Source organism: Cytobacillus sp. SAFR-174 (genome assembly GCF_051964675.1).
GTDB lineage: Bacteria > Bacillota > Bacilli > Bacillales > Cytobacillaceae > Cytobacillus.
Genome location: NZ_JBQCMZ010000015.1, coordinates 100,276 through 114,831 on the forward strand (window position 1 = coordinate 100,276; position 14,556 = coordinate 114,831).

The following is a 14,556-nucleotide window of genomic DNA, read 5'->3' on the forward strand; positions in this document are numbered from 1 at the left end:
TCATAAAAGAAAAAGGCCATAAAAAAGGAGGGAGTTCCCTCCCCATCATCATTGTTCAAAAAAACTCAAACCTTTTTCAATTTCAGCAATGACTTCTCCGTCTTTCTCCTGCTGCAATGCCTGTTTTAGTGCAGGGAGTGATTTTTCCCCGCCTATTTTCCCGAGCGCCCATGCGGCCGTTCCCCGTATTACCGGCCTCGGATCTTCTTTCATAACTTTAATCAGGTCTTCTGCCGCTGTCTCATCTTTGTAGTGAGCCAGGGCGATGATGGCATTTCGCTGGATCGGCTTTTTCCCTCTCCAGGAACCTGAGACCGGGCCATATTTTTCTTTGAAATCACGGTTGCTGATAAAAAGAAGCGGCCTTAAAAGCGGCTTTGCCACTTCCGGATCCGGCTCCATTTCATTATGAAGATGAAAATCCTTGCCTTTATTTTCAGGACAAACAGTTTGACAGGTATCGCACCCATAAAGCCTGTTCCCCAGTTTTTCTCTATATGGCTCTGCGAGAAAGCCCTTTGTCTGTGTCAAAAAGGCAATGCATTTCTGTGCATCAAGCTGGCCTCCCTGAATTAAAGCTCCTGTCGGGCAGACCTCAACACATTTATTGCAGCTTCCGCATCTGTCTTCCATTGGCTTATCAGGCTCAAAAGGCAGATTTGTTATCATTTCTCCAAGATAAACATACGAGCCGAATTCCGGTGTGATGATAGAACAGTTTTTTCCGCTCCAGCCGATTCCGGCACGCTGGGCAACGGCCCGATCCACCAGCTCACCTGTATCCACCATGGATTTGCATATTGCCTCAGGAATTCTTGACTGAATGAATTCCTCAAGCTTCTGAAGACGTTCTCTCAGGATATGATGATAGTCCTTCCCCCAAGAAGCCCGACAGAAAATCCCCCTTCTTTCACCTCTTTTGCTGACAACCCTTACCTTCATTTTGGAAGGGTAAGCAACCGCAATGGAGATAATGGATCTGGGCTTGTCCATTAGAAGGCCGGGATTTACCCTCTTCTCAATATCAGGCTCTTCAAATCCTGACTGATAGTGAAGCTCCTGCTGGCGAATCAGCCTATTTTTCATTTCATCAAATGTGCCCGCTGTCGTAAAACCGATTTTATCAATGCCAATTGTTTTGCTGTATTCAATCACTTCCTGCTTGAATTGTGCAAAGTCCATTGTATGACCTCCTTTCGCCCGAAAGTAAATGTATCGCAGTCTAACGGGCAGTAAGACCCCCACTTCAAGACTCAGAGGAATCAAAGGAGGATAAGCGGGGGTCAAACTGCCCGTAAAGGCCCGATTGGTGAGATACAGTGAAACTTGCCGACGCGCAGGCAGAGGCTTAGTTGAACCAATCGGGCTCGTAGTGTCGATTGATCGAAGCGCTAGCGGAGATCTTAGCGACACTAGAACGCGACTAACAATCAGTGGGGGATAAGGAAAACCCCCACTGATTGAAGTTTCACTTTATATGAAAGTCTTTAATTTATTGAATCACCGATTATTATGATAAACTATTTTAAAGTAATTTTGGAGGTGGAAAGCTTGGAAATTATGATAGATCCAGAGCTGTGCAAATTATTGCCCCATTTTAAAGTCGGATTTATTACATATAAGAATATCGAAGTCGGACAATCTCCTCAAATGGTAAAGGGCAGACTCCAATTATTTCAGGAATCTATTTATTTTGACTTAGAGGACAAGAGTGTTACAGAATTTGAAGGGATCAAAGAATGGCGGCAGATCTTCAAAACGGCAGGCAGGGATCCCAACCGCTATCGCCATTCTGCAGAAGCACTGTACAGAAGAATTAAAAAACAAAATTATCTGCAGCCGGTCAACAGCTCCATCGATATTAACAATTTCTTTTCCCTGGAATACCAAATACCAATCGGCGTATATGATGCCGATAAGCTTTCAGGCCATCTGACTATCAGGTTAGGCAAAGTAGGCGATGAATATAACGGCTTAAACGGAAGACCTAATTCGCTTGCCAATTTAATAATCAGTGAAGATGCGGAAGGGCCATTTGGCAGTCCGTTTGTGGATTCTGAAAGGACAGCTGTCACCGAACAGACTAAAAATGCCGTTCAAATTGTTTATTTGCGCCCTTCTCTGGAAACGGATAAGGCTGAAAAAATGACAGAGTCATTAATGAACATGTACACTCAAGTGCATGGCGGAGAAGGCAGCTTTAAGGTAATTGAATGTTAGTCACTTCTAAAGAAATCGAGTGGAATCTGCGGATGCCGCCCGATTTTTCATTTAATAGCCAAAGAACATGAAAAAACGCAATACCTCGTTCTTTTTGAACGAAACACTGCGTTGGCTATGTATGGAGCGGGTGAAGGGAATCGAACCCTCATCATCAGCTTGGAAGGCTGAGGTTTTACCACTAAACTACACCCGCATTTATATATAATTATCAGCTGCTGACTTCTTTCCCGTTCTTGCATGCCTCTTCCTCTAAAAGCTTACTCATGGTAGCCTATGCGTCGAGGCAACTCGAAGCTGATTCATGAATGTGTCGCTCGTGGCTGAGGTTTTACCACTAAACTACACCCGCGTTTATGAATGTATATTCAATCACAAATGCAAATATGAATCTGCATTTTGTCGAATCAACTATTTAATAGTACTAAATTCAGCGTAAATGGTCAACCCTTTTTGAGAAATTTGTCGAAAAAACAGAGAGGGGCCAGTTCCCCTCCCTGTTTATACCCACCACATTTCCGAAGGCTGCTCTTCGATTAAGATCGATTTAAGGTTCCTTACTGCTCTTGTAAATCCTTCTTCAATCGACATAAGCGGATCTTCGTGCTCAATGCTGACAACATAGTCATAGCCAAATGTGCGCAAAGCGCTCATCATATCAGACCATTCCTGCAGGCTGTGTCCGCACCCGACTGACCTGAATGTCCACGCCCTGGTCTGGACATTGCCATACGGCTGCATATCCGTTAACCCGTACATATTCACATTTTCCTGATCAATATAGGTATCTTTAGCATGAAAATGATGAATGGCATTTTCTCTTCCCAGTATCTTGATTGCTGCCACGGGGTCGATGCCCTGCCACCATAAATGGCTTGGATCCAGATTGGCCCCAATGGCGTCACATGTTTCTTCCCTTAATTTTAAAAGTGTGTAAGGAGTGTGCACTAGAAATCCTCCATGCAGTTCGAGACCAATTTTCACATTATGGTCTTTGGCAAATTGTCCTGCTTTCTTCCAGTAAGGAATGAGCTTCTCCTCCCATTGCCATTTCAGCACTTCTCCATACTCATTTGGCCACGGTGCAACCGGCCAATTCGGATGCTTTGCCCCTTCCCCGTCACCAGCAGTGCCGGAAAAACAGTTAACAACCGGAACATTCATTAAGCTGGCTAACTTAATCGTGTCGTATAATACACGGTCCGATTCCTCTGCAAATGCTTTATCAGGTGAGATCGGATTGCCATGACAGCTGAATGCACTAATTTCAAGCCCCCTCGACAAAATCTTGTTCAGGTAATCATCACGGAGCTCGTTGCTTTCCAAAAGCTCCTGCAGGCTGCAGTGAGCGTTACCGGGATAGGCTCCCGTTCCGATTTCGACAGCCTTAAGTCCTGCAGCTTTCACATGATCGAGCATATCTTCAAAATTTTTATCAGCAAATAATACGGTAAATACGCCGAGCTTCACAAAATCCCCTCCCTAATATAATTCTCGTTTGCTGCTGCTGTAAATTGCATCAATAATCCTGGTTGTCTGCAGTGCTTCTTCTGCTTTAACCATAAATTCTTCGCTGCCCAAACAGCTGTTGATAAAGTTCCGTGCCTGTGTTAAAGCATAGTCTTCCTCTCCCGGGAGCCACTCTGAATGTGTATTCAGGAGCATCCCATATTTAGATTGATTTAACCTGAATGGAAATAAATCAATCCCTCCATGCTGCCCTGAAAGGCTGAGGCTTTTATCATCCCTTTCAATATTGGCTGACCAGGAAGTCTCAAAAAGAAGGGAAGCGCCATTTGCAAATTTTATGTAAGCTGTCACATGATCGTCTACATCAAAGGATTGATGGTCAAAGCTGCCCCATAGATTCACCTGATCAGGCATTTTGCTTAATGTATTATAAGCTGTACCGGATACCTCCGTTTCCGCCGGGTTTCCCAGAAGCCAAAGAGAGAGGTCGAGCAAATGGCAGCCGTAATCAATCAAGCTTCCGCCTCCCTGGAGTTCCTTATTGGTAAAAACACCCCACCCCGGCACCTTTCTTCTTCTCATCGCTCTTGCTCTGGCTGCAAACGGAGTGCCTATTTCATTTTCTGAAATTAGTTTCTTGGCAGCCTGTGCCTCTTTCATAAACCGGTAGTGATAAGCAATGGCCAATACCTTCCCGGACCTGTCTCTTGCATCGATCATTTTTCTGCATTCTTCTTCTGTCATGGCCATCGGCTTCTCACACAAAACATGCAGCCCGGCCTCCAGCGCAGCAGCAGTAATTTCAGCATGAAACTTATTCGGTGTACAAATAACCACGGCATCTGTTTCATTGAAAACTTCTTTATAATCTGTAAAAACGCTGCTAATCCCAAACTTCTTTGCAGCCTGCAGTGCAATATCCTCATTCACATCGCAGATAGCTGTTATGGAAGCACTGTCCGATAATTTCATTAAAACGGGAATATGCCGGGATTGGGCAATTCCTCCAGCACCGATAATTCCGATCCGAAGTTTCTTCATGGATGCACCTCAATTAATTTTGACAATCTGCTTTGTTTCGCTGGACTCCAGGGCAGCAAGAATCACTTGGAGCGACTTCATTCCCTCGGAACCGGAGATCACAGGTTCCTGTTCATTTAAAATACTTTCAATGAAGTGGTCAATGACACCTGAACTCTTTTGCCCGCCTTCTTCATTTGTCTGGATTCCGCCGAGCTCGTACTTCACTGTTTCACCGTTTGCATAGTGAACAATGAGAGAGTTCACCGGATCATCCTCCAGTCTCAAAATCGCTTTCTCACCATAAATAATTGTAGAATTGTCTTCTTTAGATACGTAAGACCAGCTTGCAGCCAATGTACCGATCACACCGCTTTCCGTTTTTAAAACGCATACGGCTGTATCATCGACATCAGCACCGGCTTTGGCACTCGTTTCGACAAATGCTCCGACCTCAGCAAACTCTTCACCCAGCAGGTAACGCAAGAGGTCGGTCTTATGGACACCAAGGTCACCCATCGCACCAATAAAAGCCTGATCCTTTTTGAAGAACCAGCTTTCTTTGCCATCTGCACTCCATCCCTCCGGCCCGCCATGACCAAAAGCTGTCCGGAAACTGTAGATTTTTCCTGCATCGCCACTTACAATCAATTCCTTTGCTTTTTTATGAGACGGAACAAAGCGCTGATTATGAGCAATCATTAATTTCTTCCCATTTTTACGTGCTGTTTCAATCATTTCAAGCGCTTCTTCCTTAGAAGTGGCCATTGGCTTTTCACATAAAACATGCTTGCCCGCGTTCAATGCCGCAACTGAAATTGGGGCATGCAGATAATTCGGAGTGCAGACACTCACTGCATCTATATCCTTGTCAGCTAACAATTCCCTATAATCGGTGTACGCCTTCGCCTCGTAAAGATCAGCAAATCCTTTTGCACGCTCTTCATTAATATCACATACCGCTGCAATGACAGCACCGCTGCTTGCATGATATTCAGGCATATGCCGATGTTTGGCTATACTTCCGCATCCAATGATCCCGATCTTAAGTTTTTTCATCTTAATTCTCCACTCCTTCATGTTTCACACTGATTCTCTCAAGCGGTTTCGCATTTCCATAGACCGGTACCGGAAGATCAGCCTGCTTCGCCCACTTAACAGCATTTTTAATAACCTGCTGAACGTCCTTATGATAATAGGTTGGATACGTTTCATGTCCCGGGCGGAAATAAAAGATTTTTCCCTTTCCCCTCTTGTATGTACAGCCGCTCCGGAAAACTTCCCCGCCTTCAAACCAGCTCACCATTACAAGCTCGTCCGGTGCAGGGATATCGAAATGTTCTCCATACATCTCTTCTTTTTCCAGTTCAATATATTCTCCAAGTCCTTCTGCGATCGGGTGGCTCGGGTCTACAATCCAAATTCGTTCCTTTTCATCCGCTTCTCTCCACTTTAGATCACAGGAAGTTCCCATCAGCACTTTGAAAATTTTAGAAAAATGGCCGGAATGAAGGACAATCAGCCCCATTCCATCAAGAACTCTTTGTTTTACTTTTTCGACGATTGCATCCTCAACTTCCCCATGCGCGAGATGCCCCCACCAGACTAGTACGTCTGTTTCCTGTAAAACAGCATCACTGAGTCCATGTTCGGACTCATCCAATGACGCTGTCTTCACCTTAAAATCTTCTCCATTTAAAAAATCCGCAATGGCACCATGGATGCCATCTGGATAGACTTCCCTTACCTTTTCATCCTTTTGCTCATGGCGATTCTCATTCCAGACAAGCACGTTAATCATGGATCTTCCTCCTTCTTAATTCATACTTCTATATTCATTTGGGGAAATTCCCTCTATCTTTTTAAAGACTTTGCTAAAATACTTTTCATCCTGATAGCCAACCTGAAAAGCAATTTCATAGATTTTCAGTTTATGGTTCTGCAAAAGCTCCTTGGCCTTGTTCATTCGGACATTCGTTACAAAGTCTGTAATAGTAGCCTGATATTCCTGTTTAAACTTCCTGGAGATGTACTCCCTGCTTAAATAAAATTTGTCTGCAATTTCCTGCAGGTTAATATCTTTGTAATAGCTTTCCAGCAGAAACTGTTCTATTTGCTGGATCACATTCATTTCCCTGTTTTGCTCCTGATGGCATTCTACTGGAGAATTTTGCTGTTTCCATTCATTAATGGCTTTCTCCAGGATTTCATTCAAAATGTCCGGATCGATAGGCTTTAAGATATAATCAAAGCTTTTATAACAGATGGCATTCCTCATATAGTCAAAATCATCATAGCCGCTGACAACAATCGTCTTGCTAGATAGATCTGAAGAATGTATCCATTTTAATAGGCTTATGCCATCTCTCTTTGGCATGCTCATATCTGTGAATATGATTTCCGGGCGATGCTCTTTAATCAGCTTTACGGCCTCATTACCATCTGCCGCCTCCATGATCGTGTCAATTCCAAAGCGGCTCCAATCTCCAAGAAGCATTAAGCCTTCCCGCACATGCTGTTCATCATCCACAATAATTGCTTTCATCTTTTCCACCTTCCATCCTTTTTGGAAGTTTAATAGAAACCAGCAGCCCGCCCTGCTCCAAGTTCTTAAGCTGCAGGTAAGCCCGTCTGCCATAATAAAGTTTTAACCGGACATAAACATTCTTCAGTCCGATATTCATTGACTCACCCTTTTGCCCTATCCTGTCATTCATCAAATGCATCCGGATTTCCTCCAGCCTGCTCTCCGAAACGCCTGTGCCATTATCCTCAATAAGAAGATCCAGGTAAAACTCATCCTGTCTGCAGGTTATTTTAACCTCTCCAGTTTTTTCTCGTACATCAAAGCCGTGTTTAAAGTAATTCTCCACTAATGGCTGTAATATCATTTTCGGAACAGGAAACCCCATTGCTTCTTCATCAAGCTGAAAATTGAACTGAAGCTGTTCACCAAATCGTTCCTTTTGGAGCAGAAGGTAGGCCTTGGTATGATCAATCTCTTTTTGAAGAGGAACCATCCCCTCCTCCATATTCATGCTGTACCTCATGATTTTTGAAAGGCGGGTAACAGAAGAATAAATTTGCGGGCCCTGATTTTTCAAGGCCGCAGTTCCAATTGACTGCAATGCATTGTATAAAAAATGCGGATTAACCTGTGACTGCAGAACCTTAAGCTGATTTGTCCTGTTTTCAAGCTGAAGCTTATACTCCCGATTAATCAGATCATTAATTTTATCGATCATTTGCCTGAATCGATCACCGAGATAACCAATCTCATCATTGCCGAAAGATTTAAAACGCACATCAAGATTTCCCTTTTCAACCTGATCGATATTTTTGAGGAGAATTCTGATGGGAGAGGTAATTCTGACAGAAATAAATAACGTGGCGAGAATAACCAGGCACAGCCCGATTACGCCAAACATGATATTGATTTTCGCCACACTGAATGCACTTTCATATAAAGTGGTATATGGGACTCGCTTGACAAGATACCAGCCGCCTGAATTTTGCGATAATTGATCGTATATCATTACACCGCTGAATGTATCTTCCTCCCATTCAGTCGTGCCATTTTCTTTATTCGTCCCTATCACCCAATGAATCCAATCAGGCGTTTTGTCTCCTTCGTCAGCTTCATCCGTTGAGCGGTAGATCATATCACCTTCAGGAGATATAATATAAAATTCTTCATTTTCCCCTGAATAAAGATTACGGCTGATATTGGTTATTTGATCCGGTGAAAACTCCAATGAGATATAGGCCAATAGATCATCTGCTGGAATATTGATTAAAGCCCGGTGTAGCGTAATTACATTCTCAGGCTTCTTTTCATCAGGATCCTTTATCTTATGGACGGGCTCAAGAAACATATTGTTTGGACTTTCTTTCGCTTTTTCGTAATATTCCTGATTGGCATTTGTCAGCCTCTTTGAAAAAACAACAGTAGAGCGGCGGGACGCTGTTATGAGCCGATCTTCCTTTGCAACGGCAATATTAACCCGTTTGATATTTTCCTCAGCATACAATATGGTCGAAATTACATTTCTAACAGCTTCGACAGCCTGATAATTATTTTCCTTCCTGGGATCTTTTAAAAAATTTATAAAACCTGGATTATTGTAGAGAGATAGTGTCAGCCCATCCAATTCATTTATGTACCCCTCCAGGTTCACTTTTCCTTGATATAACAGGTTGCTATTTTCTTTAATGGCCTGGTCCTTCAAGGACTCGGCTGTATGGTAGTAAGTGATGATAATGGACGCCCCAAATGGAACGATTGTGGCAACCATTAATAGAACAATCAGTTTATTCCTAATGCTCCTTTTGAACATTTACATCCCCCGCTGCTATCTCTTTTACAATAGTATAAAGCAACTTCCCTTTTTGGGGATGCCTTTTTTGATATGAGATTTTCCAGATTATAAAAATAGAAAACAGAAAGCATATCTTTCGCAGACATGCTTCCCGTTTCACCAAATTTATTTCAAGTTATCCCAGGATGCCTGGAAGCGTTCGACAACCGTATCATAATCAATCTTTCCGGCAGCATATTCCTGGATTGTTGCAGCAAACTCTTTGTTTGCACCATCCGGCCATCTGAACCATGTCCAAGGAATCGTTTTCTCTGCCTTAGAATACTCAAGAATGTGCTTTCCAAGTGGCCCTAAACCGGTTGGCTCAATATTGTCAAAGGCTGGTATGAAAGCAAACTCTTCTGTGATATAACGTTTGCCTGTTTCAGATGAAACCATCCAGTTAAGGAATAACTTGGCTTCTTCAAGATGCTCAGAGTTTTTGTTAAGAACCCAGTTGTTCGGTACGCCTACTGGTAAACGGTCTGCCTCAGTTTCATCATCAGTCAGAGGAATCGGGAGGAATCCCATATTAATGTCAGGGTCAATTTCAAGAATCATGTTCTCTGTCCAGTTCCCCTGCTGAAGCATAGCTGTTTTGCCGGAAGCAAATAGTGTAACTTGCGTATTGTAATCAGTTGTTAACGGATTGTCATTTCCGAAGTTAATTTCAGTATCAAGAACTTCTTTAAATTCTTTAAATTTATCATTGCCGGTTAACTTTTCAGATCCATTGTATAAGCCTTCGATAAAGGCAACAGGATCCTCCTGCTGTGCAAATGGAATGTTTAACAAATGCTGCCCAATGACCCACCACTCACCGTAACCGGCAGAGAAAGGGGTAATTCCTTTATCTTTGAGCTTTTTAGCAGCATCCTTCAGTTCAGAAATCGTATTAGGCGGTTCAGTAATTCCCGCTTCTTTAAATAAATCCTTGTTATAAATAAACCCGTATCCTTCCAGGTTTACCGGCATTCCATAAAGCTTGCCATCTGTATCGGTCGTTGGAACCTTACCAATTGGAAGCACATGCTCTGCCCACGGCTCATTTGAAAGGTCAGCAAGATGCTCTTTCCAAAGCTCCAGTTCCTTAAAACCGCCATTGTTAAAAATGTCAGGCTGTTCTCCGGAAGCAAACTTCGCTTTTAATGCGGCACCATAATCAGCTCCGCCTCCGACTGACTCAAGTTTAATTTTAATATTTGGATGCTCTTTTTCGAATTCGCCAATCATTTCCTGAAGCTGATCGGCAATTTCCACTTTAAATTGGAACATGTTGAGTGTTACCACTTCATCACCATTTTTTGAATCATCCTTTGGCTTTTCATCCCCTGAAGAGCTGGAAGAAGAACAGCCCGCTATAATGCCGGCCATCAGAATCAATGACAGCAGTAATAGAGCAAAGCGTTTCATTTTGTTTCCCCCCTGAATAATTTTATATAAACTTTCACAGCCTCTTTGGATGTAAAAGTCTCTACCGCTACTTAATGGAGCCTTGTGCAATGCCTTTTATAATATGTTTCTGCAGGAACAGGAAGAAAATGATGACCGGTGTAATGCCCATCACAAGGGCAGCCAGTCCCATATCCCACTGCTTTGTATATTGTGCGAAGAATGAGCTTGTGGCCAAAGGAATCGTCCTTAGCTCTGCATCCTGAAGCACCAGAAGCGGAAGCAGATAGTCATTCCAGATCCACAATGTATTCAAAATGACAACCGTTACAGTAATTGGCTTCAGAAGCGGAAAAACGATTCTCCAAAAGACGCCAAACTGGCTGCACCCATCAATTCGGGCCGACTCTTCTATCTCGATTGGAACTGTTTTAATAAAACCGTGATAAAGGAAAAGTGATAATGGTACACCAAAGCCAAAGTACATAATGATGAGTCCAGGTATGCTGTTTGTCAGATTCAGCGTGCCTCCGAGTTTCATCAGAGGAATCATAACTGTCTGGAATGGAATAACCATCGCAGATACAAATAAAACAAACAGGATTTTGCTGAATTTCCCCGGAGTCCTGACCATTTTCCAGGCAGCCATAGAACTGATGACAACCAGTCCAATATTGCTGATTACCGTTATTATAAGCGAATTCCAGAAGGCCCGAGGGAAATTAATGATATCCCATACCTTCAGATAATTGGAGAATAAAAATTCCTTCGGCCATGCTGCAGCATCAATCAGGATATCTGCAAAACCCTTTACAGAATTAATAATCACGAAGTAAAAAGGAATGAGGAATATGATTCCTAATACGATTCCGATGATCTCCAGCAGCAGCGTAACCTTCGTATATCTGGGATTCATTATGCCTCAACCTCCCTTTTCTTCGTCATCATCACCTGAACCGTTGTGAAAATAGCTACCACAAGGAAGAATAAAATCGATTTTGCGGTACCAAGACCATACCGGTTATTCTGGAATGCCTCCTGATAAATGTTAATCGCTACCGATTGTGTCGAGTTAAATGGCCCGCCGCCTGTCAGTGAAATATTCAGGTCAAAAATCTTAAATGCCATTGATATCGTTAAAAAGAAACAAATCGTGAATGCCGGTAAAATAAGCGGAACGATTATTTTTGTCAGCAGTGTCCAGCTTGATGCTCCATCGATTCTTGCCGCCTCAAGCAGTGTCTGATCAACCCCCTGCAGTGCTGCAATATAAATAACCATCATATATCCGCTGATCTGCCAGGCAAACACAATTACAATGCCCCAGAATGCTGTTGTCTCATCTCCAAGCCATGGAAGCTTAAAAACTGAAAGATCCGTTAGATTACCGATAGCTGCAAACCCTTTTACAAAAATAAACTGCCAGATGAACCCAAGCAATAATCCCCCGATAACATTCGGAATGAAAAACACAGTCCTCAATAAATTCCTGGACTTCAAGGCTGCGTTCAATAATAATGCAAGTCCAAATCCTAGTAAATTACTAATAATAACCGAAGCTAACATAAATTTAGTAGTAAAAATAAAGGAATCAAAAAACTTAGGATCACTCTTAAAAATCTTTATATAGTTTTCAAGCCCAACCCACTCAACCACAGAACTAACGCCATTCCAGGACGTAAACGAATAATAAATCCCCATCAGGAAAGGAATGATCTGTATCACCAGGAAAAAAATTAATGCAGGCCCTACAAAAGCAAGGTATGTTAAAATCTTTTTCAAATTTGCTTTTTTCCTGGAAACTGTTTTAATCTCTGACTTAATTGCCGGTTCCCCGATCTCAACCTTTGTCTCCAATTCTCTTCACCGCCTCCTCATTTCCTGCAAACGCTTTCCTACATTATATTTGAAAGCGTTTGCCTATATAGGTGACTGAATTGACTAAATGGTGCAATATTTTGACTTTTTCAAAAGGTCAATCGCCTTATCCTTGTTTCGGAGCAGCCTTCCGAACAGTTCAGAACCCTTATTCGGAACCACCCTCTGAACCGTCCGGAATCCTGTAGTGATGATAAATGCACGCCAAATTTCCCAGGGATATAATTTTTAAACACAAAAAAAGGTTTCCCATTTGGGAAACCTTTTTTTCAGATACCGGTGGTCGGGGTCGAACCGACACTCCAGAAGGAACACGATTTTGAGTCGTGCGCGTCTGCCAATTCCGCCACACCGGCATATTAAAATGTTATAAATCTTGTGGTGCCGAGGACCGGAATCGAACCGGTACGGTAGTCACCTACCGCAGGATTTTAAGTCCTGTGCGTCTGCCAGTTCCGCCACCCCGGCGTATATCAGCGAATCAAGATTTAGATTATGGAGGCGGCAACCGGATTCGAACCGGTGGTAAAGGTTTTGCAGACCTCTGCCTTACCACTTGGCTATGCCGCCGTAAAAACAATGAAAGTCTGGAGCGGAAGACGGGATTCGAACCCGCGACCCCCACCTTGGCAAGGTGATGTTCTACCACTGAACTACTTCCGCAAAATGGCTGGGCTAGCAGGATTCGAACCTGCGAGTGACGGAGTCAAAGTCCGGTGCCTTACCGCTTGGCTATAGCCCAATGATCATTTCATAATACATTTATATGAGAGTGACACTTGTACTGTTACATTAAAAAATGGGGCGACTGATGGGAATCGAACCCACGAGTGTCGGAGCCACAATCCGATGCGTTAACCACTTCGCCACAGCCGCCATAACAATATTGGCAGGGGTAGCAGGAATCGAACCCACATCAAAGGTTTTGGAGACCTTCGTTTTACCGTTAAACTATACCCCTATATAAATGGTGGAGGGGGGCAGATTCGAACTGCCGAACCCGAAGGAGCGAATTTACAGTCCGCCGCGTTTAGCCACTTCGCTACCCCTCCATATTAACATAAAAAAATGGTGCCGGCGAGAGGACTTGAACCCCCAACCTACTGATTACAAGTCAGTTGCTCTACCAATTGAGCTACACCGGCTAATCACATAACAAGGTGGCTCAGGACGGAATCGAACCGCCGACACAAGGATTTTCAGTCCTTTGCTCTACCGACTGAGCTACTGAGCCATATTAAGTTATTTTGCCTAAATAAAATTTGGCTTCGTCCTTCGTCCCGATTTATCAATCGGTACGCTGAAGTATTTCAAGGCAGCTTATTCGGTCGTGCTCTACCGACTGAGCTGCTGAGCCATATTTATTTATATTGTAAAAAATGGCGGTCCGGACGGGACTCGAACCCGCGACCTCCTGCGTGACAGGCAGGCATTCTAACCAACTGAACTACCGGACCAGATTGCGGGGGCAGGATTTGAACCTGCGACCTTCGGGTTATGAGCCCGACGAGCTACCGGACTGCTCCACCCCGCGATAATAATAATGGTGGAGGATGACGGGATCGAACCGCCGACCCTCTGCTTGTAAGGCAGATGCTCTCCCAGCTGAGCTAATCCTCCAAAATGGTGACCCCTACGGGATTCGAACCCGTGTTACCGCCGTGAAAGGGCGGTGTCTTAACCGCTTGACCAAGGGGCCAATATGAAATTAAAATGGCGGAGAGCAAGGGATTTGAACCCTTGATACGCGGTTAGCGTATACACGATTTCCAATCGTGCTCCTTCGGCCACTCGGACAGCTCTCCATTTGGCTCCGCAGGTAGGATTCGAACCTACGACCGTTCGGTTAACAGCCGAATGCTCTACCACTGAGCTACTGCGGAATAATGATATTTGTAAAACAGCCCGGCAGCGTCCTACTCTCACAAGGGGACAGCCCCTAACTACCATCGGCGCTGAGAAGCTTAACTTCCGTGTTCGGTATGGGAACGGGTGTGACCTTCTCGCTATCGCCACCAGACTATTTTTCAAGACAAGTATTATTATACCGTCTTTCTATCATTTTTCAAGAGGAAATTTACTTTTTTTCGTTCCCTCAAAACTAGATAATGCATGAAGAAGTATTTGCCGAGTATTCACCAATGACTTGGTTAAGTCCTCGATCGATTAGTATCAGTCAGCTCCACATGTCGCCACGCTTCCACCTCTGACCTATCAA

At 43.6% G+C, this 14,556-nt stretch carries 11 protein-coding genes, 17 tRNA genes and 1 rRNA gene; 1 reads left to right on the top strand and 28 read right to left on the bottom strand.

Annotated features, from left to right (window positions below; all coding sequences use genetic code 11):
- Positions 1 to 48: 48 nt before the first annotated feature.
- Positions 49 to 1,182, bottom strand: a complete 1,134-nt coding sequence (gene queG / locus ACTHRG_RS15905) for a tRNA epoxyqueuosine(34) reductase QueG (RefSeq protein ID WP_076262658.1) — start codon at positions 1,180 to 1,182, stop codon at positions 49 to 51.
- Between the two features lie 369 nt (positions 1,183 to 1,551).
- Between queG and ACTHRG_RS15910 the strand changes: the two genes are divergently transcribed.
- Positions 1,552 to 2,220, top strand: coding sequence for a B3/B4 domain-containing protein (locus tag ACTHRG_RS15910; protein ID WP_076262655.1), 669 nt, complete (start codon positions 1,552 to 1,554; stop codon positions 2,218 to 2,220).
- A gap of 122 nt (positions 2,221 to 2,342) precedes the next feature.
- Here the strand turns inward: ACTHRG_RS15910 and ACTHRG_RS15915 are convergent.
- The 27 genes from ACTHRG_RS15915 to rrf form a co-directional block, all read right to left on the bottom strand.
- Positions 2,343 to 2,416: transfer RNA gene (locus tag ACTHRG_RS15915), tRNA-Gly, on the bottom strand.
- A gap of 305 nt (positions 2,417 to 2,721) precedes the next feature.
- Positions 2,722 to 3,690 carry a sugar phosphate isomerase/epimerase family protein gene (locus tag ACTHRG_RS15920; protein WP_076262652.1) on the bottom strand — a complete coding sequence of 323 codons (969 nt, stop codon included), beginning with the start codon at positions 3,688 to 3,690 and terminating at the stop codon, positions 2,722 to 2,724.
- A gap of 12 nt (positions 3,691 to 3,702) precedes the next feature.
- Positions 3,703 to 4,731, bottom strand: a complete 1,029-nt coding sequence (locus tag ACTHRG_RS15925) for a Gfo/Idh/MocA family protein (protein ID WP_076262649.1) — start codon at positions 4,729 to 4,731, stop codon at positions 3,703 to 3,705.
- Positions 4,732 to 4,740: 9 nt separating this feature from the next.
- Positions 4,741 to 5,769, bottom strand: coding sequence for a Gfo/Idh/MocA family protein (locus ACTHRG_RS15930; RefSeq protein ID WP_076262646.1), 1,029 nt, complete (start codon positions 5,767 to 5,769; stop codon positions 4,741 to 4,743).
- Position 5,770: 1 nt separating this feature from the next.
- Positions 5,771 to 6,511 carry a ThuA domain-containing protein gene (locus ACTHRG_RS15935; RefSeq protein ID WP_076262644.1) on the bottom strand — a complete coding sequence of 247 codons (741 nt, stop codon included), beginning with the start codon at positions 6,509 to 6,511 and terminating at the stop codon, positions 5,771 to 5,773.
- Positions 6,512 to 6,526: 15 nt separating this feature from the next.
- Positions 6,527 to 7,255 carry a response regulator transcription factor gene (locus ACTHRG_RS15940; RefSeq protein ID WP_076262641.1) on the bottom strand — a complete coding sequence of 243 codons (729 nt, stop codon included), beginning with the start codon at positions 7,253 to 7,255 and terminating at the stop codon, positions 6,527 to 6,529.
- Complete coding sequence (locus tag ACTHRG_RS15945) at positions 7,233 to 9,047, bottom strand: sensor histidine kinase (RefSeq protein ID WP_076262638.1); 1,815 nt, start codon at positions 9,045 to 9,047, stop codon at positions 7,233 to 7,235. Before ACTHRG_RS15945 ends, ACTHRG_RS15940 begins: the two co-directional genes overlap by 23 nt.
- A gap of 147 nt (positions 9,048 to 9,194) precedes the next feature.
- Positions 9,195 to 10,481 carry an ABC transporter substrate-binding protein gene (locus tag ACTHRG_RS15950; protein WP_076262636.1) on the bottom strand — a complete coding sequence of 429 codons (1,287 nt, stop codon included), beginning with the start codon at positions 10,479 to 10,481 and terminating at the stop codon, positions 9,195 to 9,197.
- A 67-nt stretch (positions 10,482 to 10,548) separates the two neighbouring features.
- Complete coding sequence (locus tag ACTHRG_RS15955; protein WP_076262634.1) at positions 10,549 to 11,376, bottom strand: carbohydrate ABC transporter permease; 828 nt, start codon at positions 11,374 to 11,376, stop codon at positions 10,549 to 10,551.
- A complete protein-coding gene (locus ACTHRG_RS15960) occupies positions 11,376 to 12,317 on the bottom strand; it encodes a carbohydrate ABC transporter permease (RefSeq protein ID WP_076262631.1) in 942 nt (313 codons plus the stop codon). Before ACTHRG_RS15960 ends, ACTHRG_RS15955 begins: the two co-directional genes overlap by 1 nt.
- 295 nt (positions 12,318 to 12,612) lie before the next feature.
- Positions 12,613 to 12,694, bottom strand: a tRNA-Leu gene (locus ACTHRG_RS15965).
- Positions 12,695 to 12,717: 23 nt separating this feature from the next.
- A tRNA-Leu gene (locus ACTHRG_RS15970) sits at positions 12,718 to 12,806 on the bottom strand.
- A 28-nt stretch (positions 12,807 to 12,834) separates the two neighbouring features.
- A tRNA-Cys gene (locus ACTHRG_RS15975) sits at positions 12,835 to 12,908 on the bottom strand.
- A gap of 18 nt (positions 12,909 to 12,926) precedes the next feature.
- A tRNA-Gly gene (locus ACTHRG_RS15980) sits at positions 12,927 to 13,001 on the bottom strand.
- Between the two features lie 4 nt (positions 13,002 to 13,005).
- Positions 13,006 to 13,080: transfer RNA gene (locus tag ACTHRG_RS15985), tRNA-Gln, on the bottom strand.
- 58 nt (positions 13,081 to 13,138) lie between these two features.
- Positions 13,139 to 13,214, bottom strand: a tRNA-His gene (locus ACTHRG_RS15990).
- 11 nt (positions 13,215 to 13,225) lie between these two features.
- Positions 13,226 to 13,299, bottom strand: a tRNA-Trp gene (locus ACTHRG_RS15995).
- Between the two features lie 7 nt (positions 13,300 to 13,306).
- Positions 13,307 to 13,390, bottom strand: a tRNA-Tyr gene (locus ACTHRG_RS16000).
- Positions 13,391 to 13,407: 17 nt separating this feature from the next.
- Positions 13,408 to 13,483: transfer RNA gene (locus ACTHRG_RS16005), tRNA-Thr, on the bottom strand.
- 16 nt (positions 13,484 to 13,499) lie between these two features.
- A tRNA-Phe gene (locus ACTHRG_RS16010) sits at positions 13,500 to 13,572 on the bottom strand.
- Positions 13,573 to 13,718: 146 nt separating this feature from the next.
- Positions 13,719 to 13,795, bottom strand: a tRNA-Asp gene (locus ACTHRG_RS16015).
- 3 nt (positions 13,796 to 13,798) lie between these two features.
- Positions 13,799 to 13,872 (bottom strand) — tRNA-Met (locus tag ACTHRG_RS16020).
- Between the two features lie 10 nt (positions 13,873 to 13,882).
- Positions 13,883 to 13,958, bottom strand: a tRNA-Val gene (locus ACTHRG_RS16025).
- A 4-nt stretch (positions 13,959 to 13,962) separates the two neighbouring features.
- Positions 13,963 to 14,037, bottom strand: a tRNA-Glu gene (locus ACTHRG_RS16030).
- Positions 14,038 to 14,052: 15 nt separating this feature from the next.
- A tRNA-Ser gene (locus tag ACTHRG_RS16035) sits at positions 14,053 to 14,143 on the bottom strand.
- 3 nt (positions 14,144 to 14,146) lie between these two features.
- Positions 14,147 to 14,221: transfer RNA gene (locus ACTHRG_RS16040), tRNA-Asn, on the bottom strand.
- Positions 14,222 to 14,241: 20 nt separating this feature from the next.
- Positions 14,242 to 14,358: ribosomal RNA gene (rrf, locus tag ACTHRG_RS16045) — 5S ribosomal RNA — on the bottom strand.
- Positions 14,359 to 14,556 lie beyond the last annotated feature (198 nt).